This window comes from Actinosynnema sp. NPDC050801 (genome assembly GCF_040673975.1).
GTDB lineage: Bacteria > Actinomycetota > Actinomycetes > Mycobacteriales > Pseudonocardiaceae > Actinosynnema.
The window spans coordinates 133605-159531 of the sequence record NZ_JBFAQZ010000008.1 but is presented as its reverse complement, the minus strand read 5'-3'; the positions used below and the strand labels follow the sequence as shown (position 1 = coordinate 159531).

Below are 25927 nucleotides of genomic sequence, written 5' to 3'. Positions count from 1 at the left end.
CGCCGCGTCGGTCCGGCGAGGTCGGTCGGACCGACGCGGCGTCGCCGTGGGCCAGGTCGGTCAGTCCGGGCGGCCGCGGTTCGTCGACGGCCCGGGGTCGTGGGTCGGGGAGGCGGTGCCCGTGGCCGCCTTCGCGGTGGACCAGCGGCCCGCGTTCACCGGGTCACCGCCGCTGCCGGCGCGGGGACGCCGTTGCGGTCGCCGCTGTTGGGCGTGCCCTCGCCGGTGGTGATCCGGCCGCGCAGGCTGGAGTCGACGTAGAAGCCCCAGGCGTTGGCGCAGACGTCGAAGCACTCGAAGTCGGGGACCAGGCCGTGGTGGGTGAAGCGGAGCTCGGTCCGGCCGTCGCGCTCGGTGATGTCGAACGTGACCGTGGTGCCCTCCCACTCGGACTGGTCCTGCACGAAGCTGAAGTGGTTCTCCAGCACGAGCCAGGACACCTTGCGACCGGGCACGGCCTCGGTCACCCGGATCCGGGTGCGGTGCAGGTCCTGGTAGTGGTAGTCGAACTCGGCGCCCGGCCGGTCGGTGGTGCCCTCGACGTCCTCCGACCACCAGCTCCGGACGTCGGTGACGGCGTCGTAGACCTCCGCCGCGGTCTGCTCCACCGTGAAGGTGGTGGTGAATCCGTGCTCAGCCATGGTGTCCCCGTGTTCGGTCGGGTGGGTCCGCAGCGGGTGCGCTGCGGTCGAGGTGCTCCTTCAACGCGCTGAGCGGGCCGTCCCAGTCGCGGGCCAGCGCGGCGAGGTACTGCTGGGCGACCTGCATGGGTGCCGAGCGCAGCCGGAACCGCACCCGGCGCCGCTCCCCCGGCTCGGCCGTCACCAGGCCGGTGTCGGCGAGCAGGGCGAGGTGCTTCGCGATCGCCTGCCGGGTGATGGGCAGCCGATCGGCCAGGTCGGTGGCCGTGGCCGGACCCCCGGCCGCCAGCGCGGCCAGGATCGCGCGGCGGGTCGGGTCGGCCAGGGCGGTGAAGACCTGTTCGGCGACGGCCTCGACGTCAGGCGGCATCGACGTAGTCGACCAGCTCACCCAGCTCGTTCGTCCACCCCACGCTGTGGGCGTCGTAGGCCTTCTGGCGCAGGTCGTCGGGGAGTTGGGCGAACCCGGTCTCGACGACCTTCAGGCGGGTGCCCTCGCCGAGCGGTTCGAGCGTGAACTCGACGTAGGTGCGGCGGGGGTCGTCCTCGGGCATCTCGAACAGGCGCCACGTGTAGGCGAACACGGTCGGCTCCTCCACCCGCTCCACGCGCAGCTCGGTCGTCTGCCCGTCGGACCAGCTGAGCCTGGCGGACCCACCCGGGCGCAGGTCGATCGTCGCCTCCTGGCCGAACCAGGTGCCCAGACCCTCGGCCGTGGTGAGCGCCGCCCACACCTGGTCCGGTGGTTGGGCGAACTCCACGGTCCGCTCGATGCGGTCCGGAAAACCCATGTCAGCCTCCAACGAGTAGCAACCGTTCAGTTGCAACTCTAGGGAAACCGATCGGTTGCGTCAACCGCGCGGGCGGCGGCGGGACAAGACGGTCGTCGCGGTGGCTAGGAGCCGGCGCGGACCAGCGCGATGGCGTCGGCGCGGTCGAGGGCCACGCCGGTGGCGTACGCGAGGTCGTAGGCGGCGTCGCCCACGTCGGCGCGCAGGCGGGCGGCGAGGCGGGCGACCTCCGGGTTGCGGGCGTCGGGCGCGCCGCGCAGTTGTTCGGCCGCGCCCAGCACCTTGGCCGCGTGGGTCGGGTTGCCGTGGTGGGTGTGCAGCGCCGCCTCGGCGACCGCCACCGCGGCCAGCACGGGCATGTCCTTGGCCGACATGGCGTGCTCGACGGCCGCGCCGATCGTGTCCGCGGCCTCCTGCCGGTCGCCCCGCTCGACCGCGAGGTGCGCGTGCGAGGTCATGATCCGCGCGTGGAACTGGGGCACCACCAGCGGCTCGTCGACGATCGACGTCAGGGCGGCCTCGTACTGCCGCTCGGCCTCCGCCAGGTCGCCCTCGTACCGGGCCAGGTCGCCCAGCACGAGCCGCGCGAACGCGACGCCGCGCGCGGACCACGGTTGCGCCGTCGGCCGGGTCAGCGCCAGGCAGTCCGCCCGTGCCCGGGCCACCTCGCCCACCTGCACGCGCGCGGTGGCCAGCAGGATGCGTTCGTGCGCGGCGTCGTCGTCGGGGTCCAGCTCGGCGAGCAGCCGGATCGACTCGTCCAGCGCCGCAGTGGCCGCTTCCGGCTCGCCGAACACCAGGTGCGCCTCGGCCACCTGGGTCAACGCCTGCGCCAACGCGAACCGGTCGCCCACCTCGCGCAGCCCGGCGACGGCGGTGGTGAGGTCGTCCCGTGCGCCGCGCAGGTCGCCCTCGTTCTCCCGCACCGCGCCGCGCACGAGCCACAGCGCGGCCCGGGTCCACGGGTCCGCCGCGTCCAGTCGCCGGTCCACCGCCGCCAACGCCCGCTGCGCGTCGTCGAGGAACAGCTCCAGCATCGGTTCCAGCAGCACGAGCACCGGGTGTTCGCCGGTGGACTCGGCGGCCAGCGCGGCCAGCCGCGCGATGTGGTCCTCCAGGCCGCCGAAGCCGCCGGTGACCGCGTCGTTCACCAGCAGGAACGCCGACGCGACCTGCCTGGCGGTCGCGGGGGCGCCACCGGGCACGGCCAGCGCCAGGCGCAGCCACGGCACGGACTCGGCCCGCTTGCCGCGCATGGTCCAGTACATGCTCATCGCGGCGGCCAGCCGCACGGCGGTGTCGGCGTCGCCGTTGTCGGCGGCGAAGTGCAGGGCGGCGATCAGGTTGTCCCGCTCGGCGTCCAGCCGGGCGATCCAGGTCAGCTGGTCCTTGCCGCGCAGGTGCGGCTCGGCGGTCTCGGCCAGGTCGAGGAAGTACGCGGCGTGCTCCGCCCTGGCGGCGGCCACCCGGCCGCCTTCGGCCAGTCGTTCCAGGCAGTACTCGCGGATGGTCTCCAGCATCCGGTAGCGGCCGTCGAGGACCTGCACCAGCGACTTGTCCACCAGGGCGGCGAGCAGGTCGTACGCGTCGCGGCCCGCGAGCCGTTCGGCGGCCTCCAGGTCGAGGCCGGCCGGGAATACGGCCAGCCGCCCGGCGAAGTCCCGTTCCGCCGCCGACAGCAGGTCCCAGCTCCACGCCACCACGGCGCGCAACGTCCGGTGGCGCGGCATGGCGGTGCGGCTGCCGCCGGTGAGCAGGCGGAACCGGTCGTCCAGGCGGGCGGCCAGCTGGTCGACCGACAGCGCGCGGAGCCGGGCCGCGGCCAGTTCGATCGCCAGCGGCAGGCCGTCCAGGCGGCGGCACACCTCGGCCACGGCGTCGGCGTTGTCCGGTGTCACGGCGAACCCGGGCCGCACCGCCGCGGCCCGTTCGGCCAGCAGCCGCACGGCCGCGTCACCGTCCAGCGGCGGCACCGGGCTGACCACCTCCCCGTGCACGCCGAGCGGTTCACGGCTGGTGGCCAGCACCCGCAGGCGCCGGCACCGGCCGAGCAGCTCGTCGGCGAACCGGGCCGCCGCGTCGACCAGGTGCTCGCAGTTGTCCAGCACGATCACGGCCTCGGTGCGCGACAGCGCGTCCACCAGCCGGGTCATCGGGTCGGCCTGGGCCACCGCGCGGTCGACCGGGCGCTGGTCGCGCAGGCCGAGCGCGCCGAGGACGGCGGGCGCGACGTCGTCCGGGTCGGTCACCGACGCGAGCTCGACCAGCCACGCGCCGCCGGGCAGCCGGCCGGCGACCGTGGTGGCCAGGCGGGTCTTGCCCGCGCCGCCGGGTCCGACCAGGGTGACCAGCCGGTGGGCCGCGAGCTGCCCGGTCACCCGTTCGACGTCGGCGGACCGGCCGATCAGGCCGGTCAGCGGCGTGCGCAGGTTGCCGGCGCGCGGCTGGTCGGCGGGGTCGGGTGGCTCGGCGGGCTCGGCGCGGAGGATCTCCCGGTGCGTGCTCCGCAGTTCGGGTCCGGGGTCGGTGCCCAGCTCCTCGGCGAACCGGCGGCGGATGTCCTCGTAGGCGGCCAGGGCCTCGGCCGGGCGGCCGGCCGCGACGAGGGCGCGCAGCAGCAGGGCCTGCAGCCGTTCGCGCAAGGGGTGGCGCGCGGCCAGGTCGGTGAGCTCGGCGACCAGGTGCCCGGCCCGGCCGCGGGCCAGACCGGCGGCCGCGCCGTCCTCCAGCACGCCCAGCCGGGTCTCGTCCAGACCGGCGACGTAGCCGACCGCGAACGGCGCGCCCGCCGCGTCGGCCAACGCGGGTCCCCGCCACAGCGCCAAGGCCTCCGACGCCAGCCGCCCGGCAGTCATCGGGTCACCGGCGGCCAGCGCGGTCCGGGCCTCGCGGGCCAGCCGGTCGAACCGGAGCGCGTCGACGGCGTCGGCGGGCAGGTCCAGCCGGTAGCCGCCGTGCGCGGACCGCAGCACGTCGACGGGCAGGGCGCGGCGCAGGCGGGACACCAGCGACCGCACCGCGGCCACCTCGTCGGCCGGTTTCGCCTCCGGCCACAGCGCGTCGGCCAACTCCTCCGCAGTGACGACCCGGCCGGTGGCCACCGCCAACCGGACCAGCAGCGCGCGCACCCTGGCGCCACCGACCTCGACCGCCGTGCCGTCCGCGGTGACCTCCAGCGGCCCCAGCACCCCCACCCGCATGTGATCACTGTGCCACGCGGGCCACGGCACGGCCGCGCTGGCCACCGGCCATTTCCGCGCGGTCCTCACTTACCGGCCGGGCACGTCCGGCAGGGCAAAAAAACTTGCCCGGTTTTCCGCAATTTTGCGGATATCCGTCGGACATCCGACCATTCGTAACGTAACAATGTCAGGGATGCGCTAACGAATGCCCGGAGCAACCGATATCGCCGCTATGGACGAGGATTCCACTCCGGCGGCACGAGTCCTCGCGGCCGAACGCCGGCAGACGGCGTCCGAACGCAGGAAGCGCGCCGCCGCAGACCGAGCAACCACCTGGGGTGCCGGATGAACAGCCGAATGGTCGAACTCGAAGCAGTCCTGGCCCGGTCCGCGCCGGACCGGCAGGCCGCCCGCCGCCTCGCGGTGGACCTGGCCCGCTCGCTGGACGCGCTCAGCGCGCGCCGCGACGTGGACCGCCTGCTGCGCTGCGCCGCCGGGCTGACCCGGATCGGGTCGGCCGACGCCGCGGACGCGCTGCTGATCGCCATGTTGGCGCTGGTGGACCCCACCGGCCCGGAGGCGTCACGGGTGCGTGACCAGCAGGCGTTGGCCTCGGTGGCCCGGGGTCGGCGGGAGCCGGGCATGATCGCGCCGCGCCAGGTGCGGCGCAGGGCACCGAGCGCCGCGTTCGGCCGGGGCGCGACGCTGCGGCAGGTCGTCGGCGACTTCCTGGACCCCGTGCCGGTGGCCGACCCGGTCGCGGTCGGTTCGGTCGCGGTGGCGGTGGAGCCGGCGAAACCGAGCGAGACGGGCGCGCTGGAACTGGCGTTACAGCGCAACGCGGCGGTGCTCGGCTCGAACCACCCGCAAACGTGCGTGCTGCGGCTGAACCTGATGTGCGCGCGGTTCCGGATCGCCCGCGACCACGGTGACGCCGAGGAGGTCGCCGAGTCGCTGACCGACCTGCGCGACGCGACCGACCGGGCGCTGAACGTGCTGGGCACGCACCACCCGCGGGCGCTGGTGGCCCAGGCCAACCTGGCGTCCGCCGAGTTCGAGCTGGCCAGGGTGCGCCGGTCCGCCGAACGGGCCCGGCTCGCGCTGCCCAGCCTGCGGTCGGCCGCCGACCGCACCGCCACCCGCCTGGGCGCCGACCACCCGCACGCGGTGATCGCGACGTCGAACCTGGCGTCCGCGGAGCTGGAGCTGGCCCACCTGGACGGGACCCGCGCCCAGGCGCAGCGGCTGGTGGACGTCGTGCGCGACGCCTCGATGCGGGCGGTGCCCGCGCTCGGCGCGGACCACCCGGCGGTGCTCGCGTTGGACGAGCAGCGGCGGGCGTGCGAGGCGTTGCTGTCCGGGGTGGGCCCGGACCCATCGTTCGAGCGCGGTTACGCGTCGTTCGCCGACGCGGGCCGGTCGCTGGCCACGACGAAGCCGAGCACGCCGTCGGTGCGGCAGAGCGTGACGACGCCGGAGTGGCCGCCGGGCACGCTGCTGGCGCGGCTGCGGGAGAGCAGCCGGCAGGAGCTGCTGACGCTGGGCACGACCGTCCGCTACGCCGCCGACCGGGAGATCATCGTCCAGGACGCCACCGACACGCACGTGTTCCTGCTGCTCGACGGCGTGGTGAAGGTGCTGGTCAACGACGCGAGCGGGGACACCGCGGTGCTCACCGTGCGGGTCGCGGGCGACCTGGTCGGCGAGCTGGCCGCGCTGGACCACAAGCCGCGTTCGGCGACGGTCGTGACCTGTGGTGACGTCACCGCGAAGCTGATCACCAGCGCCGAGCTGCACGGGTTCCTGCACCGCCGCAACGACGGGTTCGTCGAGCTGATCGGCGTGATCGACGACCAGCTGCGGTGGGCCAACCGGCGCCGCCGCGACTTCCTGTCGCACACCGCCGCCGAGCGGGTCGCGCGCGTGCTGGCCGAACTGGTCGGCGCGCACGGCAGGCAGGAGGTCGGCGGGTGGGTGCTCGGCATCCCGCTGACCAAGGTGGAGCTGGCCTCGATCGCCGGGATGAAGCCGCGCACCGCCGAGAAGGCGTTCGCCGACCTGCGCAAGGCCGGCGTGGTGGTCAGCCACCTGCGGCGGGACGTGGTCGTGCCCGACCTGGAAGGCCTGCGGCGGTTCGCGCGCCTGTGAACGCACCCCACGACCGTCCCGGTCGCCTTGCGGGGCGTCGGCGCGGGCCGCCGTCCGCTATTCGTCGGACGGTCGCCGCGTGGTGCGGGCTTATCCGGTAAACCAGCCGTCGACGAGGGGGTTGCGGAATTTGCCGGCGGGGTCGAACCGTCCGCGCAGTGCGGCGAACCGGGCCCAGTCCGGGTAGCGCTCGCCGGGGTCGGCCAGCTCGAACACCTTGCCCCAGTGCGCCCGCGGGCGCCACGGGCCCAGCGCCGCCTCGACCTTGCGGAGCACGGCGCGCACGGCCGCGTCGTCCGGCTGCCAGGTGAAGTGCAACGCGACGCTCGGCCGGTCGTGCACCGGGCTGAGCCACTGGGTGTCGGCCGCGATCGTGCGGATCTCGGAGGTCAGCAGCACGGGCCGGACCTCCGCGGCCAGGTCGTTCAGGGCCCGCAGCGCGTCGGCCGCGTGCTCGCGGGCCACGAAGTACTCCGACTGCAGCTCACGGCCGACGCTGGGGGTGAAGTCGGCGCGGAAGTGCGGCAGCCGTTCGTGCCAGGGACCGGGCACGCCGAGCTGGGTGGTGCAGTGCGGGGTGGGCTGGCCGGGCACGGGGTGCACCGGCTCGGTGGCGGCCCTGGCCCCGGTCCAGGTCAGGTCGTGCCGGGTGTCGGTGGTGCGGTGCTTGGCGAACACGTGGGCCACGCCCTGCCAGGTGGTGAAGGCGCTGACGCTGTAGGCGCTGGAGAAGACGGCGTCCACGTTCGCGACCAGGGTGTCGAAGGGCATGTCCTGGTAGACCCGCTGCTCGACGTCGAAGGTCGGGACGACGTCCAGCTCGACCGCCACCACCACGCCGAGCGAGCCCAACGACACCACCGCGCCGTCGAAATCGGCGTCTCCCCTGCTCAGGGTGACGAGTTCGCCGTCGGCGGCGACCAGGTCGAGCGAGCGGACGAGGCCGGCGAGCGACGGGATGTCGTTGCCGGAGCCGTGGGTGGCGGTGGCGCACGCGCCGACGATCGTGATGTGCGGCAGCGACGGCATGGCGGGCAGCGCGAGGCCGGCGGCGTGGAGCCGTTCGGCCAGCCGCGCCAACCGCGTGCCGGCGCCCACCCGGACCGCGCCGTCGCGCACCTCGAACACCTCGGGCATCCGGTCCAGGCTGATCAGCGTGCCGGCGGTGTCGGCGATCGTGCTGAACGAGTGACCTGCGCCGACCACGCGCGCCGAGTCGGCGGACGTGACCGCGTCCCGGACCTCCTCGACCGAGGTCGGGTGTGCGGTCCGCGTGGCGGAGAAGGTGAAGTTGCCTGCCCAGTTGGTGCTCACCGGCCAGATTCTGCCCCATGGCGGGCCGCGTCCGGCCCGGGCGAGGTGTGCTCGTCGTGACGTCGGAGGGGAACGGATCGCCGGCCGTTCCCGTCCCACGCCGGGAGGTGCCGGGATGTCGCGCTACTTGGCGTCGGTGGGTGCGTTGTGCGTCGGGTGCGGTCCGTTCCTGTCGGGTGGGGTGCCCCGGCCGGAGGTGGACGCCACGGTGATCGCGCTGGCGGTGGGGGTGGTGCTCGCGGCGGCGTTGGCGGTCGGTGGCGGGCGTCGGACACGGGTGTTCGCGGCGGTGTCGGGCACGGGGCTCGCGGTCGCGGTGTGGTGGCTCCTGGTGCAGGACGTGGTGACTGGTCTGACCGGTGACGACTTACCCGTGATGGCGGTGGGGTCGCTCGCCGTCGCGGTGGGTGCGGTCGGATCGGCCGCCCGGCCCGCCCGTACCCCCGGAGACCACTCGCGACCGGCCGGGCCGGCGCAGCCCGGGTCGACGACGGAGGTCGCGGCGGGGTCGGAGGCGCAGTCCGGTTCCGAGCAGGTCGCGGCGGGGTCGGAGGCGCAGTCCGGTTCCGATGAGGCAGTGCGGCGACCGGCCCGATCGGCGTCGGCCGGACAACGGTGGCGGGTGCGGCCGGTCGGTGTGGTCGCGGCGGTCCTGGTGGTCGTCGCGGTGGCCGTCGCGGCCGTCTTCGCACCGGCGGCGGTCGACGCGGTGGTCGTCCGGTCCGAACCGCGCGACGCCCGTGACTTCACGCCGGAACCCGTGGCCGAACGGCCCGGTGGCCGGCAGTGGGCGTGGCAGCCGCCCGCGGACGTGGTCGACGTCGTGCCCGCGTTGCACGGGGTGGCGGTGGCGATGCGCGACGGGTCGGTGGTGGCGTTGAACGGCGCCGACGGGCGGGTGGAGTGGCGGTACGCGCGGCCGGGGGCGGTGGTCGGCAAGCTGGTGGCGTCGATGGACCGGCGGACGGTGGTGGTGTCGTTCGGATCGCTGCGCGACACCACGGCGCAGTTGGTGGTCGTGCTGGACGCGGACACCGGCTCGCCGCGCTTCGAGGTGGTGGTGCGGTCCGTGCTGGTGAAGACCGATCAGCTCATGCCGGGTTCGCGGGTGTTGACGATGCGCGACCAGGAGGTCGTCACCGGCTACGACATCGTCACCGGCGAACCGCGGTGGCGGTGGTCGCCGCCCACCGGGTGCACGTCGTGGTTCGGGCAGGTGGTGTGGGGTCGCACGACGGTGCTCGTGCCGGTGGAGTGCGCGGACACGTTGGGCGTCACGGCGCTGGACGAGGAGACCGGTCGGGAGCGGTGGCGGCACGAGGTGCCGCGCGGTGACACGGGCGGTGAGCGGCAGGACGTCCGGTTGCGCGCCACGCCGGACGGTTCGAGCGTGCTGTTCCAGACGTTCGGCGCGCGGGTGACGCCCGACTCGGTGCCGAACGGCCTGCTGGACGCCGAGACCGGCCGGGTGCTGGTCAGGCCGGAACGGCCGTGGACGGTCCGCACCGACGTGGGCGTCGTGCCGTTGGCGGAGGAGCAGGAAGGGAACCGGACCACTTCCATCCACGTGCTCGACCCGGCCACCGGCGCGACCACGCCGCTCTCGGTCGACGCCTGCCCGGAACGCTCGGCCGACCTCACCACCAGGACCGCCTACCTGCGCGCGTGCGCGGACAACGGCCGCGAGCTGACCGTCGTGACGCAACCGCTCGACGGCTCACCACCCACCTCCACCCCGGTCCGCCTGGACGGCTCAGGCTCGCGCACCACCCGCACCCTCCGCCTCGTGGCCGCACCCGGCGCCATCGTGATCACCCGCACGGCATCCGGCGGCACCCCGGCACCGGTCGTCGGCTTGCGGGGCTGAGGGCAACGGCCCGTGCCCGCCGCCCCGGCCGCGCGTGCCGAACTCCGGGAGGTGCCCCGGCGAAGCGGCCGTGCCACTGCGGTCGACGGTCCCGACTCCTCACCACCGTGCGGTCGAGCCACCCGGTCCGTCGAGGCCGTTGTGGTGCAGCAGTCGGTGTCCCAACGGCGTGAGCGTGTGCAGCACTGCCGGGCCGTGCCGGTTGGTGGCGATGAGGTCGGCGGCACGCAGGACGGCCGCGTGGCGGCTGGCGGCGGCAGGCGAGATGCCCAGGACCCGGGCCAGCTCCGTGGTGCCGGCGCCGTCCCCGATGCTGTCGAGCAGGTTCGCGCGGTTGTCACCGAGCAGGTCGCGAAGGGCGGACCGGTGCCGGCCCTCGGTCGCGTGCGGCCACCGGTGCTCGGCGGCGATCGGGTAGATCAGGACCGGGGGCAGTTCCGGGTCCGCCAGGCTCACCGGCGAGTCCTCGCAGAAGAACGACGGGACCAGGCGCAGACCACGTCCGTGCAGGTGCAGGTCGTGCGACACGTCGTAGCGGACGAGCAGGACCGGTGGTTCCCACCGCATCAGCGGGCGCAGGCCGTTCAGCATGGCCTCCACGCCGCCCGAGGTCAGGTCACGGACCCGCTGGGCCAGGTCGGCGTCGACCGCGGCTTTGACGATGTCGTCGTAGGGGCTTATCGCGGCGCTGTGGTAGTCGCGCAGTCGCGTGACCACGTGTCCGAGGGCCGTGGCGCTCTCGGTGATCAGGGGGCGCAGCTTCGACGGCGCGGTCGAGCGTCCGTGGGCGGACAGGAGGTCGAGCTCGCGGACCAGGCGTCGGCGGGGAGTGCTCATGATCGCTTCGAAGCCCTCGTCGAGCCCGGAGCGCCCTGCGTCGGGGGTGAGGAAGTCGGGGAAGTACGGGCCGATGGGCGCGAGGCCGCCCAGCAGTCGGACGGCCGGTCGGATGTGGCTGTGCCACTGCGGATTGCGGCGGACACGTCCCGCCCAGTGGCGTGCGAAGGCCGGTTGGTGCTTGGAGTGGAGCTTGAAGTTGCTCAGCAGGATTTCCCAGAACGGGTCGGCACCCGCGGCGATGGTGGTCCGGGCGATGTCCTCGGCGGTGAAGTGGATGCGCAGCATCGCAGCCCCCCAGGCTGTCTCGAACGGTACCGGCGGACCGGGCGTCGTGCCCTTCAAGACCTGCACCGGCGGCGGTGGATACCGGTTCCGCGGTGGCCCTCAGCGGACACGTCGAGGGGAATGCGCTGACCACGGCTATTGCGCTGGACGTCAACGGCCTGGTTCCGGGAGGAAGGGTTCACGGATGATTCCGACCGTCGTCGACGAGCCGTGAGGGGCATGGTGGAACGACGGCGAGGGGGAACAGCCGATGTTGAGAAAGATCCAACTCGTGGTGACCGCGGTCGCCCTCGGTGTGCTGACGGCCGTGGCACCGGCCGCCGCCACGGGCGACGAGACCCTGTTCGGGAGGCAGGCGGCCTCGACCGCGGAACTGCAGGCACAGGTCGACCGGCAACTGGAGGTGGCGCCGGGCGGCACCCAGGTCTCGGCGAACGAGGTCAGCTACGACGGCGGGCGGTTCGTCGTCACGTTCGCCGAGCCGGGGGTGAGTGCCCTGGGCTCACCGGACTGCCCCAGCGGGTGGTTCTGCTTCTACGAGTACACCGGGTTCGGGTACCCCCGGGGCAAGCTGAGCGACCCCGGGTGGCAGGACCTCGGGGCGTACGGCTGGCACGACCGGACCGCTTCGGTGCACAACAACACCGGCACGGCGGTCGACTTCGACAACCACACCGTCGGCGGGCACGAGAACGACGTGTACCTGTTCTGCGTGAGCGCCTGGTCGTCGGATTCGGACGTGTCGCCCCACCGGGATCGGGCGGACCACGTGTACCGCTACTCCAGTTTCGTCACCTGCTGAGCGACCCACAGGTCGGGGGGTGCCGGGGGTCGGCCTTCGGGCCGGCCCCCGGCCTATGTCGGGCCGGGACCCGCTCCACACCACCGCGCGGACCGACGAGGTGTCCGCGGTGGACGCCGGGGCTGCCATCCGACGCAACACCGCGGGCACCAGGGCACCGCGGTCATGCGGGCCGCCGCCCGTGCACGGAGTAGACGACCGGCGAGGTGGCCAGGAACCGCTCGTCGGCGAGCAGCGCGCGCACGGCGGCCAGTTGTCCGTCGCTCATGCCCGCCCGGATCAGCCTGTCGCGCAACATGTGCGTGGTGTGCGCGAGCAGCCGCACGCCCGGCGACCCGGCCCGCCAGGTGTGCACGACCACGCGCGGGTCGATGTCGACCAGGCCGGCCTCGGCCATGGCGCCGGCCGCCTTGCGACCCCACGCCCCGTCCACGCCGTAGGCGTCGAACACGCTGTCCTTGACCGCCAGGAACGTCTCGTACAGCTCCGCGGCCTCCCGGTCGGGTGCGCGCAGCACCGGGCTGTAGGAGTTGTCGAACTCGTCCACCTGCAGCCACCCGCCCGGTTTCAGGGCGGAGGCGAGCTTGCGCAGCACGGCGTCGCGCTCCGGCAGGTGCCGCAGCACCAGCCGCACGTGCACCAGGTCGAACGCGCCCTCCGGCAGCGGGTCGCACACGATGTCGTGCCGCAGCACGGTGAGCCGGGGCGCGGGCGGCACCTGTTCCGGCTGCACGTCGGTGGCCAGCACCCCGGCGCACCGCGCGGCCAGCCAGTGCGCCACGCTGCCGCCGCCCGCGCCGACGTCCAGGCACCGCCAGCCGGACCGGATCCCGGTCTGCGCCAGCCGGGCCAGGGTCACCGGGTCGTAGGCGGCGGCCAGGCAGCGGTGCTGCTCCGCCACGTGCGCCCGGTCGAACACGTAGGTGGTCACGTCCACCGCCCGGTGCCGCGGGTCTCGGCGCTGCCGACCAGCCGGGTGAGCAGGTCGAGCCGGCGCACCGTGCCGGTGGCGGTGCGCGGCACGTCGTCCCACGCCAGCACGTGCGGGTCGCCCAGCGGCGGCAGGTCCGCCACCGCGCGCCGCCACGCCGCCGAGTCCAGCGGACCGGACGTGACCAGCACCGGGATCGGCGGCCGGCCCGGCGGGCCGAGCACCACGCACTCCACCACCCCGGGCAACCGGTCCGCGACCAGGGCCTCCGCCCGCAGGCAGCTCAGCCCCGGCACCGCGTCGACCTCGCGGTCCAGCAGCCGCACCGAGCCGCCTCGGGTCAGCACGCCGAGGTCGCCGGTGTTCCACCACGGCCCGGTGACCTTGGCCCGCCACCGGTCCTGCTCGCCGACGTACCCGGCGCAGCGGGCCCGCGTCCGCGCGAGCACCAGCCCGGCCCGCCCGCGTGGCAGGGGCGCGAACGTCACCGGGTCCACCACCCGCAGGCGGGTGCGGCCGGGGACGGGCCGGCCGACACCACGGGCGTCGGGTGCGCGGTCGAGCGCGCGGCGGGTGAGGAACCGGAAGGTCAGCGGGCCGGTCTCGGTCTGCCCCCAGGTCTGCACCCACAGCGGGTGCCGGCGGCGGGAGGCGTGCAGCATCGCCCGCATGACGGGCGGGGGCACGGCGTCGTAGGCGCTGACGAACAGCCGCACGCCGCGGAACGGGTTGTCCGGCCGCGTGGCGAGCGACCGCCACCCCAGGTAGGCCGAGGGCAGCGCTTCCACCGTCGTCGGAGGGTGCCGGGCGAGCACGTCGGCGGCCGGGTCGGGGTCGCTGAGCAGCACGATCCGGCGCGGGGCGAGGCCGAACACGCGGGCCGTCCAGCGGAACGTGCGGACGTGCGCGTAGGACCCGGCGTTGGCCACGACGTCGTCACGGCGCACACCGATCACCGGCCGGTGCACCGCCTCGAACCGGGCCTGCCGGTGCGCCAGGGTGCGACCGGTGTGCACGACCAGCTTGGGCACACCGGTCGTGCCGGAGGTGTGGTTGACGACCAGCGGGTCGTCGTCTCGCCTGCGCCGCGGCGCGGGCACCCGTGCGCCGCGCACGTCGTCCAGCGTGATCGCGCCGGGCACGTCCGCGCGCAGCGCCAGCACCCGGCGCGCCAGGCCGGCGGGCGGCACCCGGTCGGTGACCAGCACCGCCGGGTCCAGCCGTTTGAGCAGGATCTCCAGCACGTCGTCGGGCAGGTGCCCGGACAGCAGCGCGGGCACCGCGCCGATCCGCACCGCCGCGCACGCGAGCAGGTCGTAGTCGTAGTGGTTGCGCTTCACCACCGCCACCCGGTCGCCGCGCCGGGCGCCCAGCTCGTACAGCCAGCCCGCCGCCTCGCGGACCAACCCGGCCAGCTGCGGCACGGTGTAGTCGACACCCGGCCCGAACCCGGTCGGCAGGATGTCGAACGGCCGGTCGAGGTGCACGGTGGTGTGCGTCCCGCGCGCCGCGACCTCGTCGAACAACGTGCCCATGTCGTGCGGCCTCATGCGGGTCGCCTCCCGGTGTGCTGCGCCGCGGCGCGGATCGGGGCGGCGGCCCGCGTCAACGCCGACGTGCCGCCACCGCACGCCGCCGCGGCGGCCGATCCCAGGACTTCGCGCCCGTGCGGGCACTTGCCGTTCCCCACCACTTCCACAATGTGCCGTCGCGTTATCGGCCACAATTCGGGAAAAGTTGCCGATTGCGTCAAGAATGGCACGGCCAGCGCACTCACCTCCGCGGTCACCGCTTCCGGATCCGAGCGTATGGCAGGTCACGGGGCCGGCGGCGGGGCATCGGGCAGTTCACTCTTCCTGGTCAACTCGCCCACGCCGAGTTGACATGCCTTCGCGCTTGGGACAGCGTCGGGGCCATCAATTGAGAGCGGACATCGCTCATTCCCGATGCCTTCGAGACCGGACGAGACAAGACGGGGCTCACAAGTGCGCACACTCGTCGTGGGACTGGGCCGAGCCGGTGCGGACGTGCACCTGCCGGTGCTGGCCAGGGCGCGGACCTCGCTGCGACAGCTGTTCGACGACCGGCCGATCGTGACGTGCGACCCGCGGCGGCTGCCGGTGGAACGCCCGGGCCTGGCCATGGTGGGCAGCCTCGCCGAGGCCGCCACCCTGCTCGACCCGGGCGACACGGTGGCGCACCTGTGCACGCCGCCGTCCCTGCGCGCCGAGGTGATGGCCGAGCTGGCCGAGCGCGGCTTCCGCAACGTGATCGCGGAGAAGCCGCTGGCCGCCGACACCGACGACCTGGCCCGGCTGATCCGGCTGCGCCGCAAGCACGGCCTGCGGATCGCCGTGGTCGAGCCGTGGCTGACCAGCACGCTCACCGGGCGGCTCACCGAGCTGCTGCGCGGCGGAGCGCTCGGCGAGCCGAAATCGATCTCGATCGTGCAGAACAAGCCGCGCTTCCGCCGGTCGATGGCCAGGCCCGACCACCAGACCGCGTTCGACGTGGAGCTGCCGCACGGCGTCGGCCTGGCGCTGCGGCTCGCGGGCAGCGCGAGGGTCACCCACGCCGCCGGGCACGACCTCACCGTCGGGGACGTGGTGGTGCCCCGGATGGGTGGCGCGCGGATCGGCCTGCGGCACAACAGCGGGGTGCGCACGGAGATCAGCTCCGACCTCACCTCGCCGGTGCGGGAACGCCGCATCACGGTGGAGTTCGAGCGGGGCAGCGCGGTCGGCCACTACGCGGTCAGCGACGACGACGACCACTCGCAGCTCACCGTCACGGTCAACGGGCGGCGCGAGCACGAGGTGCTGCGCGACGACTCGCTCACCGAGTGGATGATCCGCGCCTACCGGCTGTTCCACGCGGCGGGCGACCAGCACTCGCGGGGGTTCGCGTTCGCCACGGACGTGGTGCAGCTGCTGTCGGTGGCCAAGAACATCTGCGCCGAGCCCGTCGTGCCGGCCGCGCGTGGCGAGGTACCCGGCCCGGTGGCCGCGCACGTCCGCTGAGCCCGTGCCCGCAGGTACCACCGACGCGATCAACCACTGGCTCGAACCCACTCACCGGACCCGCCTCGGACGGCAGCCTGCTGGTCCAGCCACGTCAGGATCGCGTGGTTGGTCTCGTCCGGCATCTCCTGCTGGATCCAGTGACCGCAGTCCAGGCCGACCACGTCCACGTCGGGCACGAACTCCGTCAGCCGTTCGGCCCTCAGGATCACGTCGCGGTCGCCGTAGATCATGAGGGCGGGCTGCCGGATGACCGGGTCCACGTCGGCCAGCAGACGCCAGTTGCGGTCGAGGTTCCGGTACCAGTTGATGCTGCTCGTGAAGCCCGTCGACTCGAAGGCGGAGACGAAGACGGCCAGTTCGCCGTCGCTCATGACGGGCTCCCCGAGGGGTGTCTCCGCCCGGGCGAGCTCGATCATCGCCATACCCGGCGCAGGCGGCTTCGGGGGCACGTCCTTCCGGAACAGGTTGCCCAGGAACCGGGCCGCGTGCTCGTCGAGCACCGCGTCCGCGACGCCCGGCTGCCGGTTGAAGTGGACGAAGTAGAAGTCGGCGCCGAGCGCGGCCTCCATGGACTCGATCCAGGGCACCTCGCCGCGCTCCTGGTAGGGCAGGCTCAGCGCTACCACGCCGTTCACCCGGTTCGGGTGCAGCAGGGTCAGGGCCCAGACGACGAACGCGCCCCAGTCGTGGCCGACGAAGGTGGCGTCCTCGTAGCCGTAGTGGTCCAGGAGTGCGACGAGGTCACCCGACAGGTGCCCGATGTCGTAGTCCGTCACTTCCGTCGGACGGGACGAATGGCCGTAGCCCCGCTGGTTCGGGACGATGACGTGGTAGCCCGCCGCAGCCAGGACCGGCACCTGGTGCCGCCAGGAAAAGGCGTGCTCCGGCCAGCCGTGGCAGAGCACGATGGGCTTTCCCGCGTTCTCCCGACCCGCTTCGAACACCTCCAGCTCCACACCGTTGACGGAGACGAGGGTGGGTTCGGGGAAGTCGCTCGGATTGAACATCACATTTCCTCTTGTCGTTCGGGGCGTCGGCGTCGGCGCAACCGACGGCCGATGCGGTCGTGTGGCCATCGTGCCGACCGAAACAGGTCACCCCATGACCGGTTTCCTGTGGGAGTGTCGGCGGCGTGCGAGCCGACCGCCTGATGGCCCTCCTCCTGCTGCTGCAACAACGCGAGCAGCTGACAGCGGCCGAAGTCGCCAGGGAGCTGGAGGTGTCCGAGCGCACCGCCCGCCGTGACTTCGACGCCCTCGCCATGGCCGGCGTGCCCGTCTACTCCATCCAGGGCCGGGGCGGCGGCTGGCGCCTCGTGGGCGGCGCCCGCACCGACCTGTCCGGGCTGACCGCGCACGAGGCCCGCGCCCTGTTCCTGGTCGCAGGCCCCGCCTCGGCTGCGACACCGGCCGTGAAAGCAGCGCTGCGCAAGCTCGTCCGTGCCCTCCCGGAGCCGTTCCGGGTGCAGGCCGAGGCGGCGGCGGCGTCGTTGGTCATGGACCCACAACGGTGGGGAGCGAGGCGGGTCGAGCACCGGCCGCCGCCCCGCTTCCTCGACGAACTCCAGGACGCGGTGATCCGCGGCGTCCAGGTGCGGCTCGCCTACGTCGACGGCAACGGCGCCGAAACCGAGAGGACCACCCACCCGCTGGGCATCGTCGCCAAGGGCCCGTCGTGGTACCTCGTCTGCAACACCGACGCGGGCCTGCGGACCTTCCGGGTCGACCGCGTGTCGTCCGCCGAACCGACCGGCGATCCCGTGCACCGACCCGACGAGTTCGACCTCGCCGAGAGCTGGCGCGAGATCGCCGACGAGATCGACCGCAGGCGGACGCCCCTCGAGATCCAGGCCACCTGCACACCCGACGGGATGGCCCGGCTCCGGATGGTGCTCGGCGACCGGCTCGACGTCGGAGGGTCCACCACCGACGGCCGCGTCGAGGTCGTGATCCGCGGCTACAACGAGTACGCGCTCGCCGGCGAACTCGCCGGGCTGGTCGAATGGCTTGAGGTGACCGGCCCCGAGGGCGTGCGAGACCACCTGGCCGCGATCGGCAACGCACTCGTCGAACGGTACGACTGAGACCTGCCCGCCGCCGGTGGTCTGCGGCCGTCGTCAGGACAACGTCGGCAACACGTCCGCGGCCACCGTGTCGAGGATCGCCTCATCACCCGCGAACGGACCCTCCGCCCGCGGCCACGGCGCGAGCACGTCCGTGAAACCCAACTCGCCCGCACGCCCCAGGAAGTCGCGGTAGCACTCGACGCTCGACAACGAGAACACCGGCGCCGCATCGGTCTGCAGGAACCGCCGCACCCCGGCCGGGTCACGCGAACCGGCCGCCAGCGCCTCGTCGAACCGGGCCGACAGCTCGGCCAACGACCTCCACCACGCCTCCAGCGAGTCGCGCGCCGTACCCAGCGTCACCCACCCCTGACCGTGCTCGGCCGCCAGGGCCAACGCCTTCGGCCCGTTCGCGGCGAGCACGAACGGCACGCGCGGGCGCTGCACGCAACCCGGCACGTTCCGCGCACCCACCGCCGAGTAGTACTCCCCCGCGTAGTCGACCCGGTCCCGGGTCAACAAGGCGTCCAACAGCTCCACGAACTCCGCGTACCGGCGCGACGGGCTCGCGGCCCTGGTAGTGCCGCCGAACACCTCCACGTCGTAGCCGCCCACCCCACCCGCGCCGACGCCCACCGTGAGCCTGCCGTCCGACAGGTCGTCCAGCGCCAGCACGTCCCTCGCGAACGGCACCGGGTGGCGGAAGTTCGGCGACGCCACCATGAAACCCAGCTCGATCCGCGACGTCACCAGGGCCGCCGCGCTCAACGTCGGCACCGAGCCGAACCACGTGGAGTCCACCAGCGGACCCCAACCCACGTGGTCGAACGTCCACGCGTGCGCGAACCCGTACGCCTCCGCCGCCTGCCACCTCGGCTTCGCCTCGGCCCAGCGGTACTCCGGCAGGATCGTGATCCCGGCCCTCATGTCGCCCCCTCATTGCACAAGCACTGTGTTCATTCGAACAGAATGCAAGTGAGTGGTCAACACCCGATGAGGTGGCCGCGCCCCGCGCCACTCCCCGCGAAACGCCTGTTCTCGACCCCCGGAACGGAGGTCGAGAACAGGCGTCCGCCGGCGAACCCGCTCATCTAGCCCCAGATCGACGCCGCCCACTCCGGGTGGTCGATGAACGGGTTGCGGTTGCCCTGGTACCTGTCGTAGATCACCTGGTTGCGGCGCTTCTCGAACGCGTCCGGCGGGTCCTGCGCGTTCCACTGCAACAACACCGACAACCTGCCGTGGTACGGCGCGGTGCCGTTGTTGACGCTGTTGTTCATCTCCAGGTTCGGGTAGCCGTCGCCACCCTCGTACCGCACGGCCATGTAGAACAGCATCCGTGCGACGTCGCCCTTCACCGCGGTGCGCGGCTCCCACGAGTCGGCGTCGGTGTAGTTGCCGGGCGCCTCCGCCACCGGCGAGCCGCCCAGGTCGAAGTCCTTGTTGCCCCGCGTCGCGTTGACCGAGACGTCGGTGGGCCGCAGGTGGTGGATGTCGGTGCCCGGACCGGTCGCCGTGCCGAAGTCGCCGTGCGACTTGGCCCAGACGTGCTCCCGGTTCCAGTCGTCCGGGTCACCGCCGTTGGTCGTCTTGCCTTGGGAACGCCCGGTGTACAGCAGGATCACGTTGGCACTGTTGTTCGGGTCCTGGTCGGTGACCTTCAACGCCTCCCACACCTGGTCGTACGACAGCTTCGCGTTGGTTCGGATGATCCCGTTCAACGCCGTCTTCAACGACGACCCGGTCTTGCCGAGGGCGTTGCGGTAGTACGTGTCGTCGTAGCCGCCGCCCGGGGTCGTGCTGGACGTGACCGTGACCGTGGACGTGGCGGTGGACGTGGGTGACGTGCCCGCGTTGGCGAACGCCGTCGGCGACGTGAGGCCGGGGTGCGAGAAGTAGGCGTTCAGCGGACCGGTGACGTCGAGCCGCGCGCCGAGCAGGCCCGGGTTGCTCCGCAGGCCCCACTGGGCCCGGAACGCCGACGTGATCTGCACGTAGATCATCTGACTGGTGCTCGTCTGGCCAGGCGAGTCGGCCAGCGCGAGCGCGTAGTCGGACGGGAAGTCGGCTCTCACCACGGTGTTGGTGGCGGTGGGCTGCCCGACCACGTAGCCGCGGACGGTGGCGGACGCGCCGTTCTGCTGCCCGACGGCCTGGGCGACGGTGATCGGCGTGGCGCCGGCGGCCGTGGTGGGGATCAGCAGGGCCGCCACCACGGCGACGACGGACATGACAACGGCAATGGGATTCAGCAGGGGTCGTACTCGCACGATTGGGTGTCTCCTCCCCGGTGCGGCGGCGCAGGGTGGCCGCACGCAGGCAGGATCGCACGAAAAATCACACGTCGGAGTGAATGATCAACGAACTTTCGTCACGAGACGAGATCGATTTTCAGTTAACACTGAAGCTATTAAAGGGACCATTGGTCATGACGGGCCACGGTCCCCCACGTCCTCCGACAGGCCGTCCCCCAACGGTTCAGCCGCTCCCGCAGCGCGATGTGGGCCTGCACCAGCGGGTTGCCGAACGCCACCAGGCGCGACGACGGTTCGGTGGCGTGCCCGCCTCCGGTTCCGCCGTCGATCTTCTCACGCGGGCGCGGGCGTCCGTTCCGCGCTCCGCGCCCAAGCGGCGAGCCGCGGCGCGAGCAGCCGGTACACCTCCGGGTCCAGGCCCATCCCGGTGTGCGTGCTGCTCACCTCGACGCAGTCCGCGCACGGGTCCGCGCACAGCTCCCACGGCGCGATGAGGTCGTTGCGGGAGAACACCGCGATGGCGGGCACCCGCAACGGCTGCGCCATGGCGGCGGAGTTGGTGTCGTAGCACGTGCCCGCGAAACAATCCTCGGTCAGCAGTCCCGGGATGCCGGCCCGTGACAGCCGGGCCAGCGTCCGGGCCACCCGCACCACGCTGGGGTGCGCGCCGAGCTGGTCGAGCACCGGGCTGGCGAGCATCACCAGGCCGCGCACGAGTTCCGGCCTGCGCACGGACAGCAGCCTGGCCAGGCCGCCGCCGCGGCTCTGCCCGAACAGGACGACCGGGCCGCCGGTCGCCTCGACGTGCGCCTCCAACCTGCGTTCCAGGCGGTCGACCAACTCCGACGTGCAGCCGACGTTCAGGCCGATGCGCGCACCGGTCGGCACGTAACCGCGCTTGCGCAGCCAGGTCCTGGTCAGGTGCAGGCTCCGGTCGCCGAAACCGAACCCCGGCACCAGCAGGACGCCGAGCCCGCGTCCTTCCCGCGGGTCGACGGCGCGCCAAGCCTGGTGCGCCAAGAGGCGCGGGATGCCGAGCATCGCCACCAGGACCTGTTCCCGCGCCGCCGCCCGGGTCGCCTCGACCACGCCCATCCGACCTCCCCGCATCACCGACCACCGGGATTCCCCGGTCCACGGCGGTCCATTCCTGTCCGCCCGGCCTCGTTTGCGGGCCGAAGCGCCGGGAACCACAGTCCTATGTTGTTGTGGAGGCCGCCGGGCGTGTACCGGCCCCAAGAGGACACGTGGTTGATGGCCGAGGCGCTGGAGGAGGCCGGGATGCCGCGCGGCGGGCGGGTGCTGGACGTGTGCACCGGCACCGGCGCGTTGGCGATCGCGTCCGGGTTGGCCGGCGCGGGTGAGGTCACGGCGGTGGACCTGAGCAGGCGCGCCCTGGTCGCCACCCGGGTCAACGCCCGGTTGCGCGGTCTGTCGGTGCGCGTGCGACGCGCCGACTTCGGTGATCTGGTCGGCGAGGAGGAGTTCGACGTCGTGACGGCGAACCCGCCCTACGTGCCGAGCGCCACGGTGCCGGCGCGGGGTGCCGCACGGGCCTGGGACGCCGGGCTGAACGGGCGTTCCGTGCTCGACCGGCTGTGCGCGGTGCTGCCGTTGTTGTTGGCGGACAAGGGCATGGGGCTGATCGTGCACTCCTCGCTGTGCGATCCGGACACCACCCTGCGGCAGTTGCGCGGTGGTGGGTTGAAGGCGTCGGTGGTGGCCCGCCGCACGATCGCGTTCGGGCGGGTCATGCGCGGGCGCGCGGAGTGGTTGGCCCGGCGCGGCCTCATCGACGCCGGTCAGTCGCACGAGGAACTGGTGGTGATCCGTGCCGACGCCGCGTGAGGCCAGGGTGGTGACCGTCGTGCCGGGTGGGCCGGTGCTCGTGGAGGGGCCGGTCGAGGTGCGGCTGGAAGACGGCGAGGTGGTGTGCTCGGACCGGTTCGTCGTCGCGGTGTGCGCGTGCCGCCGCAGCAAGCGGTACCCGCTGTGCGACACGAGCCACCGAAAACGACGTTGACCGTGCCGGCCGCGGAACCCGACTCCCGCCGCGGAGCCGGGTCCGGCGGTTGGACCTGACCGACGGGGTAGTACCCGGCCAGGTCCGCGAGCAGGTGCGTGCTGCCCGCGTGGTTGCAGAGCCTGACGCGACGGTCGGCGCCCGGCGCGACACTAGAGCGGCAGGCGCAACGCCGTCCGGTCCTCCTTCCAGGCGCCCAGCAGGTGGTCGCCCAGCCGTTGCTCCAGCAGTTCCGTGGCCTGCACGCCGAACACCACCGATTCGGCCAGCTCCGGCTCACGGGCCAGCAGGTCGCCGATCACGTCCCGGCGCATCACCTGTTCGTGCACCGCGTCCGCCTCGATGTGCTCGGTGAAGAACTCGACGCAGTCGGGGTGGGCGTCCAGTCGTTCCAACGCCTTGGCCATCCGGGTCGCACTCGGCGCGGTGGTGATCTCGGCCGCGGCGAAGTGCCCCACCAGCGAGCCGCGCAACGAGCGGTGCAGCCCGCACAACGACATCAGGTTCACCGTTGCCAGCATCACGGCCGGCGCGTGCTCCAGGTACCGCAGGTAGCCCTGGTCCAGGCCGGCGCCGACGAGCAGGTCGGCGAACAGCCGCGAGTGCATGCGGTCGCCGCGCCCGCCGCCGAACTCGTCGAACTCCACGGCCACCAGCGCCGCCTTCGCGGTGCCGCGCAGGCGCGGGATCACCCACGCGTGCGGGTCGGCCTCCTTCAGGTGGTAGATCGAGCGCAGCGCCAGGTACTCGCGCATGTGCCACCACTCGCCGTCGTCCTTGAGGAAGTGGCTCACGCCGACACCGTCGACCGGCTCGACCAGCAGTTCGTCCAGCACACCGCCGATGTCGACGCCGCCGGGCACGTCGGCCCGCAGCGCGCCCAGGAACACCCGTTCCAGGGCGGCGCGGAAGGCCAGCAGCCCCGGATCCCACTCCCAGTCGTCCGACACGCCCTCGAAGCCCTGGTAGTGCAGCTCGTAGCAGACGTGCAGGGCCAGTTGCAGGTCTTCGCCGTACGGGTCCGCCGACACGTGCGACGGCAGACCGGCCGCGGGCGGGTCGCCGCGCAGGGCGTCCAGGACGGCGGCGGACAGGGGGCCTCGCGGCGCGGGGAGGACGGCCCGGTCCAGAGCAGGGTCCACAGTGGTCATGCCCGTGGACTACCCGTTCCGGTCGGTGTGCACGCGAGCAGGTCGACGGCGGCCTCGGGTGAGCCCGCTCTCAGTTGCCGCTGCGCGCCCGTGCCGTTCTCCAGCACTCCGCGCACCAGCGAGCGGACGAGCTCGCGGTCGTCACCCAGGGCGTCGGACACGTGCTCCAGCAACGCCTCCACCAACTCGACCGCGGGCACCTGCCGCGCGGTGAAGGGGTCGACGCCCGGACCGGACAGCCCGTGCCGGGCCGCCGACCACACCGCGGCCGCCAACACCTGCTCGTCGGGCTCCGGTGCGGCACCGGCGGACCTGGCGGTGTCCACCAGGGCGTTGGTGAGCGCGGCCTGGAGCAGCGCGTCATCCACCGTCGCGGCGGTGTCGGCGACTCGCACCTCGACCGTGGGGTACCGCCGCGACGGTCTGGCCAGCCAGAACGTCTGATTCGCGTCCACCAGCGCACCGCAGTCGACCAGCCGGGCCACCCGCGCGTCGTGCTCGTCGGCCGTGCGGCAGAACGGCGGCACGCCCGAGCCCGGGAACGGGGCCTGGTGCATCATCCGCCAACTCGCGTACCCGGTGTCGCGGTCGCGGTCGAACGGCGAGTTGCCACCCAGCACCAGCAGCGTCGGCAGCCACGGCCGCAGGTGGTTGACCACGTGCACGGCCGTCTCCCGATCGGGCACGCCGACGTGCACGTGGCAGCCGCAGCACTGGTAGTCCCGCACCTGCGCGCGGTAGATCGCCTCGATCCGCTCGAACCTCTCCCCCGCGCTCAACGCCGGTCGCGGGTCGGCCAACGGCGGCGAACCCGACGCGACCAACCACAAGCCCTCGGCACCGGCGGCCTCGGCCAGCGCGCGTCGACCCGCCACGAGTTGGTCGCGCAGCTCGTCCAGCCCCGCGCACACACCGGTGGCGAACTCCAGTTGCGCGCCGTTCAGCTCACGGTGGACCTTCGCGCCAGGGGGCAGGTCGCGCACGTGTGCCGCCACGTCCGCCGCACGCGCCACCGGACGACGCGTCGACGGGTCCACGAGGAGGAACTCCTCTTCGACACCCAGCGTCATCAGGCGGGATCGCGGCGGGGCAGGGGCTTGGTCGCCGGACCTTCCAGCACCGCGCCGTCCACGTCGAACCGCGACCCGTGGCACGGGCAGTCCCAGCTGCGCTCGGCGGAGTTGAACCGGACCAGGCAGCCCAGGTGCGTGCAGCGCAACGACACCCCGTGCACGCCGCCCTCCTCGTCGCGGTACACCCCGGCCTTGCCCGTGCCGTCCTTCACCACCCGCGCCTCGCCCACCGGCACGTCCGCGACCGTGTCGACCTCGGCCGACTTCAACCGGTCACCGACGAGGTCCACGGCCACCTTCGCGTTCAGCTTCGCCAGCTTCGGCGTCGCGCCCGGTGTCACCCGGTGCGGGCTGAACCGCGCGGTCAGCGGGTTCTCCCGGCCCACGACCAGGTCGGTCAGCAGCTCGGCGGCCATGGTGCCGTTGCTCAGGCCCCACTTCATGAACCCGGTCGCGCCGTACAGCGTGGTGGAGCCCGGGAGGTACGAGCCGATCATCGGCAGGTTGTCGTAGGACGTCGGGTCCTGCGCGGACCACCGGTGCGTGACCTCGGCGACGTCCCAGCGCTCGGCGGCGAACTTGGTCAGCTCCTCGTAGGGCTCGCCGGGCGACGCGCCGGTCGCGTGACCCTGCCCGCACACGATCAGCAGGTCCCCGGAGCGCGACAGCGACCACGACGGGCTGCCCGCGCTGATGGACAGTCCGGTCGGCGGCGTGCCCGACGCGAGCCGCACCGCGATGCAGTAGGAGCGGATGGGCTCCAGCCGGGCGAAGTACAGGCCGCGGTCCAGGATCGGGTAGTGCGTGGCGACCACGACCCGTTCGGCGACGACCGTGCCCTGGTCGGTGTGGACCCGGCTCGGCTTGCCGTCCTCGATCCGCAGCACCCGGCTGCCCTCGTAGACCCGGGAGCCGTCACCGTCCACGGCCTCCGCCAGGCCCCGCACGTACTTCACCGGGTGGATCAGCAGCTGGTCGTCCAGCCGCACCGCGCCCGCCACCGGGAACGGCACGCCCATCAGCTCACCGCCGTCGCGCACGACCGGCAGCCCGGCCCGGCTCGCGGCCTCGGCCTCCTCCTCGACCGCGGGGAGCTCCCCCTCTTCGATCGCGTACGTGTAGGCGGGCATCCGGCGCAGGTCGCAGGCGATGTCCAGTTCGGACACCAGCGCGGCCACCCGTTCGACCGCGGCGGCGTTGCCGGTGGCGTAGTCGGCCGCCACCTCGGCGCTGTGCTTGCGCACGATCTTCGAGTACACAGTGGACTGCAGGGCGGTCACCTTGGCGGTGTTGTTGCCGCTCACGCCGCCGCCCACGCGCTCGGCCTCCACCACCGCCACGCGCAGGCCCGCGCGCTTGAGTAGCAACGCGGTGGTGATCCCGGTTATCCCGCCCCCGACCACCGCCACGTCCACCGCGGTCTCTCCGGTGAACACGGGGAACCGGCCGTGCGGGATCGCCTCCGACCACAGCGAGTGGCGGGCGGTCGTGGTCGCGTGCGTCATGCTTTAGCTGGTACCCGCACCATTCGTGTTC

22 protein-coding genes and 2 pseudogenes are annotated in these 25927 nt (G+C 73.2%); 7 read left to right on the top strand and 17 right to left on the bottom strand.

Annotated features, from left to right (window positions below; translation table 11 throughout):
• Positions 1-155 precede the first annotated feature (155 nt).
• The 4 genes from AB0K14_RS20005 to AB0K14_RS19990 form a co-directional block, all read right to left on the bottom strand.
• Positions 156-641 (bottom strand): SRPBCC domain-containing protein, encoded by a 486-nt coding sequence (locus AB0K14_RS20005; protein WP_364338442.1) that lies wholly within the window; start codon positions 639-641, stop codon positions 156-158.
• A complete protein-coding gene (locus AB0K14_RS20000) occupies positions 634-1011 on the bottom strand; it encodes a metalloregulator ArsR/SmtB family transcription factor (RefSeq protein WP_360459835.1) in 378 nt (125 codons plus the stop codon). The genes AB0K14_RS20005 and AB0K14_RS20000 overlap by 8 nt, the downstream gene beginning before the upstream one ends.
• A complete protein-coding gene (locus AB0K14_RS19995) occupies positions 1001-1432 on the bottom strand; it encodes an SRPBCC domain-containing protein (protein WP_360459837.1) in 432 nt (143 codons plus the stop codon). The genes AB0K14_RS20000 and AB0K14_RS19995 overlap by 11 nt, the downstream gene beginning before the upstream one ends.
• 104 nt (positions 1433-1536) lie before the next feature.
• Positions 1537-4632 carry a BTAD domain-containing putative transcriptional regulator gene (locus AB0K14_RS19990; RefSeq protein WP_360459839.1) on the bottom strand — a complete coding sequence of 1032 codons (3096 nt, stop codon included), beginning with the start codon at positions 4630-4632 and terminating at the stop codon, positions 1537-1539.
• A 327-nt stretch (positions 4633-4959) separates the two neighbouring features.
• Here AB0K14_RS19990 and AB0K14_RS19985 point away from each other — a divergent pair, with 327 nt between their 5' ends.
• Positions 4960-6762, top strand: a complete 1803-nt coding sequence (locus tag AB0K14_RS19985) for a Crp/Fnr family transcriptional regulator (RefSeq protein WP_360459841.1) — start codon at positions 4960-4962, stop codon at positions 6760-6762.
• Between the two features lie 90 nt (positions 6763-6852).
• On the opposite strand, the gene AB0K14_RS19980 is transcribed toward AB0K14_RS19985, so the two are convergent.
• Positions 6853-8076 carry an FAD-binding protein gene (locus tag AB0K14_RS19980; RefSeq protein WP_360459843.1) on the bottom strand — a complete coding sequence of 408 codons (1224 nt, stop codon included), beginning with the start codon at positions 8074-8076 and terminating at the stop codon, positions 6853-6855.
• Positions 8077-8191: 115 nt separating this feature from the next.
• Between AB0K14_RS19980 and AB0K14_RS19975 the strand changes: the two genes are divergently transcribed.
• A complete protein-coding gene (locus AB0K14_RS19975; protein WP_360459845.1) occupies positions 8192-9943 on the top strand; it encodes a PQQ-binding-like beta-propeller repeat protein in 1752 nt (583 codons plus the stop codon).
• Positions 9944-10042: 99 nt separating this feature from the next.
• On the opposite strand, the gene AB0K14_RS19970 is transcribed toward AB0K14_RS19975, so the two are convergent.
• Positions 10043-11068, bottom strand: a complete 1026-nt coding sequence (locus AB0K14_RS19970; RefSeq protein WP_360459847.1) for a winged helix-turn-helix domain-containing protein — start codon at positions 11066-11068, stop codon at positions 10043-10045.
• A gap of 250 nt (positions 11069-11318) precedes the next feature.
• Here AB0K14_RS19970 and AB0K14_RS19965 point away from each other — a divergent pair, with 250 nt between their 5' ends.
• Entirely contained in the window at positions 11319-11870 is a 552-nt protein-coding gene (locus AB0K14_RS19965) for a peptidase inhibitor family I36 protein (protein ID WP_360459849.1), read from the top strand.
• A 163-nt stretch (positions 11871-12033) separates the two neighbouring features.
• Here AB0K14_RS19965 and AB0K14_RS19960 read toward each other — a convergent pair whose 3' ends face one another.
• The 3 genes from AB0K14_RS19960 to AB0K14_RS19950 are packed head-to-tail and all read right to left on the bottom strand — an operon-like array spanning position 12034 to position 14491.
• On the bottom strand, positions 12034-12801 hold the full coding sequence (locus tag AB0K14_RS19960) for a methyltransferase domain-containing protein (RefSeq protein WP_360459850.1): 768 nt from the start codon (positions 12799-12801) through the stop codon (positions 12034-12036).
• On the bottom strand, positions 12798-14351 hold the full coding sequence (locus AB0K14_RS19955; protein ID WP_360459852.1) for a class I adenylate-forming enzyme family protein: 1554 nt from the start codon (positions 14349-14351) through the stop codon (positions 12798-12800). The genes AB0K14_RS19960 and AB0K14_RS19955 overlap by 4 nt, the downstream gene beginning before the upstream one ends.
• Positions 14348-14491, bottom strand: a complete 144-nt coding sequence (locus AB0K14_RS19950) for a hypothetical protein (protein ID WP_360459854.1) — start codon at positions 14489-14491, stop codon at positions 14348-14350. The genes AB0K14_RS19955 and AB0K14_RS19950 overlap by 4 nt, the downstream gene beginning before the upstream one ends.
• 310 nt (positions 14492-14801) lie before the next feature.
• Between AB0K14_RS19950 and AB0K14_RS19945 the strand changes: the two genes are divergently transcribed.
• A complete protein-coding gene (locus tag AB0K14_RS19945) occupies positions 14802-15821 on the top strand; it encodes a Gfo/Idh/MocA family oxidoreductase (protein ID WP_360459856.1) in 1020 nt (339 codons plus the stop codon).
• A gap of 29 nt (positions 15822-15850) precedes the next feature.
• On the opposite strand, the gene AB0K14_RS19940 is transcribed toward AB0K14_RS19945, so the two are convergent.
• Positions 15851-16831, bottom strand: a complete 981-nt coding sequence (locus tag AB0K14_RS19940) for an alpha/beta hydrolase (RefSeq protein ID WP_360459858.1) — start codon at positions 16829-16831, stop codon at positions 15851-15853.
• A 125-nt stretch (positions 16832-16956) separates the two neighbouring features.
• On the opposite strand from AB0K14_RS19940, the gene AB0K14_RS19935 reads away from it, so the two are divergent.
• A complete protein-coding gene (locus AB0K14_RS19935) occupies positions 16957-17907 on the top strand; it encodes a WYL domain-containing protein (RefSeq protein ID WP_360459859.1) in 951 nt (316 codons plus the stop codon).
• A gap of 33 nt (positions 17908-17940) precedes the next feature.
• On the opposite strand, the gene AB0K14_RS19930 is transcribed toward AB0K14_RS19935, so the two are convergent.
• The 4 genes and pseudogenes from AB0K14_RS19930 to AB0K14_RS19915 all read right to left on the bottom strand — a co-directional run bounded on the left by AB0K14_RS19930 (position 17941) and on the right by AB0K14_RS19915 (position 21239).
• Positions 17941-18816, bottom strand: coding sequence for an LLM class flavin-dependent oxidoreductase (locus AB0K14_RS19930; RefSeq protein WP_360459860.1), 876 nt, complete (start codon positions 18814-18816; stop codon positions 17941-17943).
• A gap of 164 nt (positions 18817-18980) precedes the next feature.
• A pseudogene (locus AB0K14_RS19925) lies at positions 18981-19664 on the bottom strand (endonuclease); the annotation flags it as partial.
• Positions 19665-19760: 96 nt separating this feature from the next.
• Positions 19761-20120: pseudogene (locus tag AB0K14_RS19920) on the bottom strand (DUF6359 domain-containing protein); the annotation flags it as partial.
• A 357-nt stretch (positions 20121-20477) separates the two neighbouring features.
• The gene (locus tag AB0K14_RS19915; protein WP_360459862.1) at positions 20478-21239 is read right to left on the bottom strand and encodes an alpha/beta hydrolase; all 762 of its coding nucleotides are present in this window, start codon (positions 21237-21239) and stop codon (positions 20478-20480) included.
• Positions 21240-21344: 105 nt separating this feature from the next.
• On the opposite strand from AB0K14_RS19915, the gene AB0K14_RS19910 reads away from it, so the two are divergent.
• Entirely contained in the window at positions 21345-21992 is a 648-nt protein-coding gene (locus AB0K14_RS19910; protein ID WP_360459864.1) for a HemK2/MTQ2 family protein methyltransferase, read from the top strand.
• Positions 21976-22167 carry a CDGSH iron-sulfur domain-containing protein gene (locus tag AB0K14_RS19905; RefSeq protein WP_360459866.1) on the top strand — a complete coding sequence of 64 codons (192 nt, stop codon included), beginning with the start codon at positions 21976-21978 and terminating at the stop codon, positions 22165-22167. The genes AB0K14_RS19910 and AB0K14_RS19905 overlap by 17 nt, the downstream gene beginning before the upstream one ends.
• Positions 22168-22319: 152 nt before the next feature.
• Here the strand turns inward: AB0K14_RS19905 and AB0K14_RS19900 are convergent, their stop codons facing one another.
• From AB0K14_RS19900 to AB0K14_RS19890, 3 genes are read right to left on the bottom strand one after another with little or no spacing between them, the layout of a single operon-like run.
• Entirely contained in the window at positions 22320-23318 is a 999-nt protein-coding gene (locus tag AB0K14_RS19900) for an iron-containing redox enzyme family protein (protein ID WP_360459868.1), read from the bottom strand.
• A complete protein-coding gene (locus AB0K14_RS19895; protein ID WP_360459870.1) occupies positions 23315-24388 on the bottom strand; it encodes a glutamate--cysteine ligase in 1074 nt (357 codons plus the stop codon). Before AB0K14_RS19895 ends, AB0K14_RS19900 begins: the two co-directional genes overlap by 4 nt.
• Positions 24388-25896 carry an FAD-dependent oxidoreductase gene (locus AB0K14_RS19890; protein ID WP_360459872.1) on the bottom strand — a complete coding sequence of 503 codons (1509 nt, stop codon included), beginning with the start codon at positions 25894-25896 and terminating at the stop codon, positions 24388-24390. The genes AB0K14_RS19895 and AB0K14_RS19890 overlap by 1 nt, the downstream gene beginning before the upstream one ends.
• Between the last annotated feature and the right edge of the window lie 31 nt (positions 25897-25927).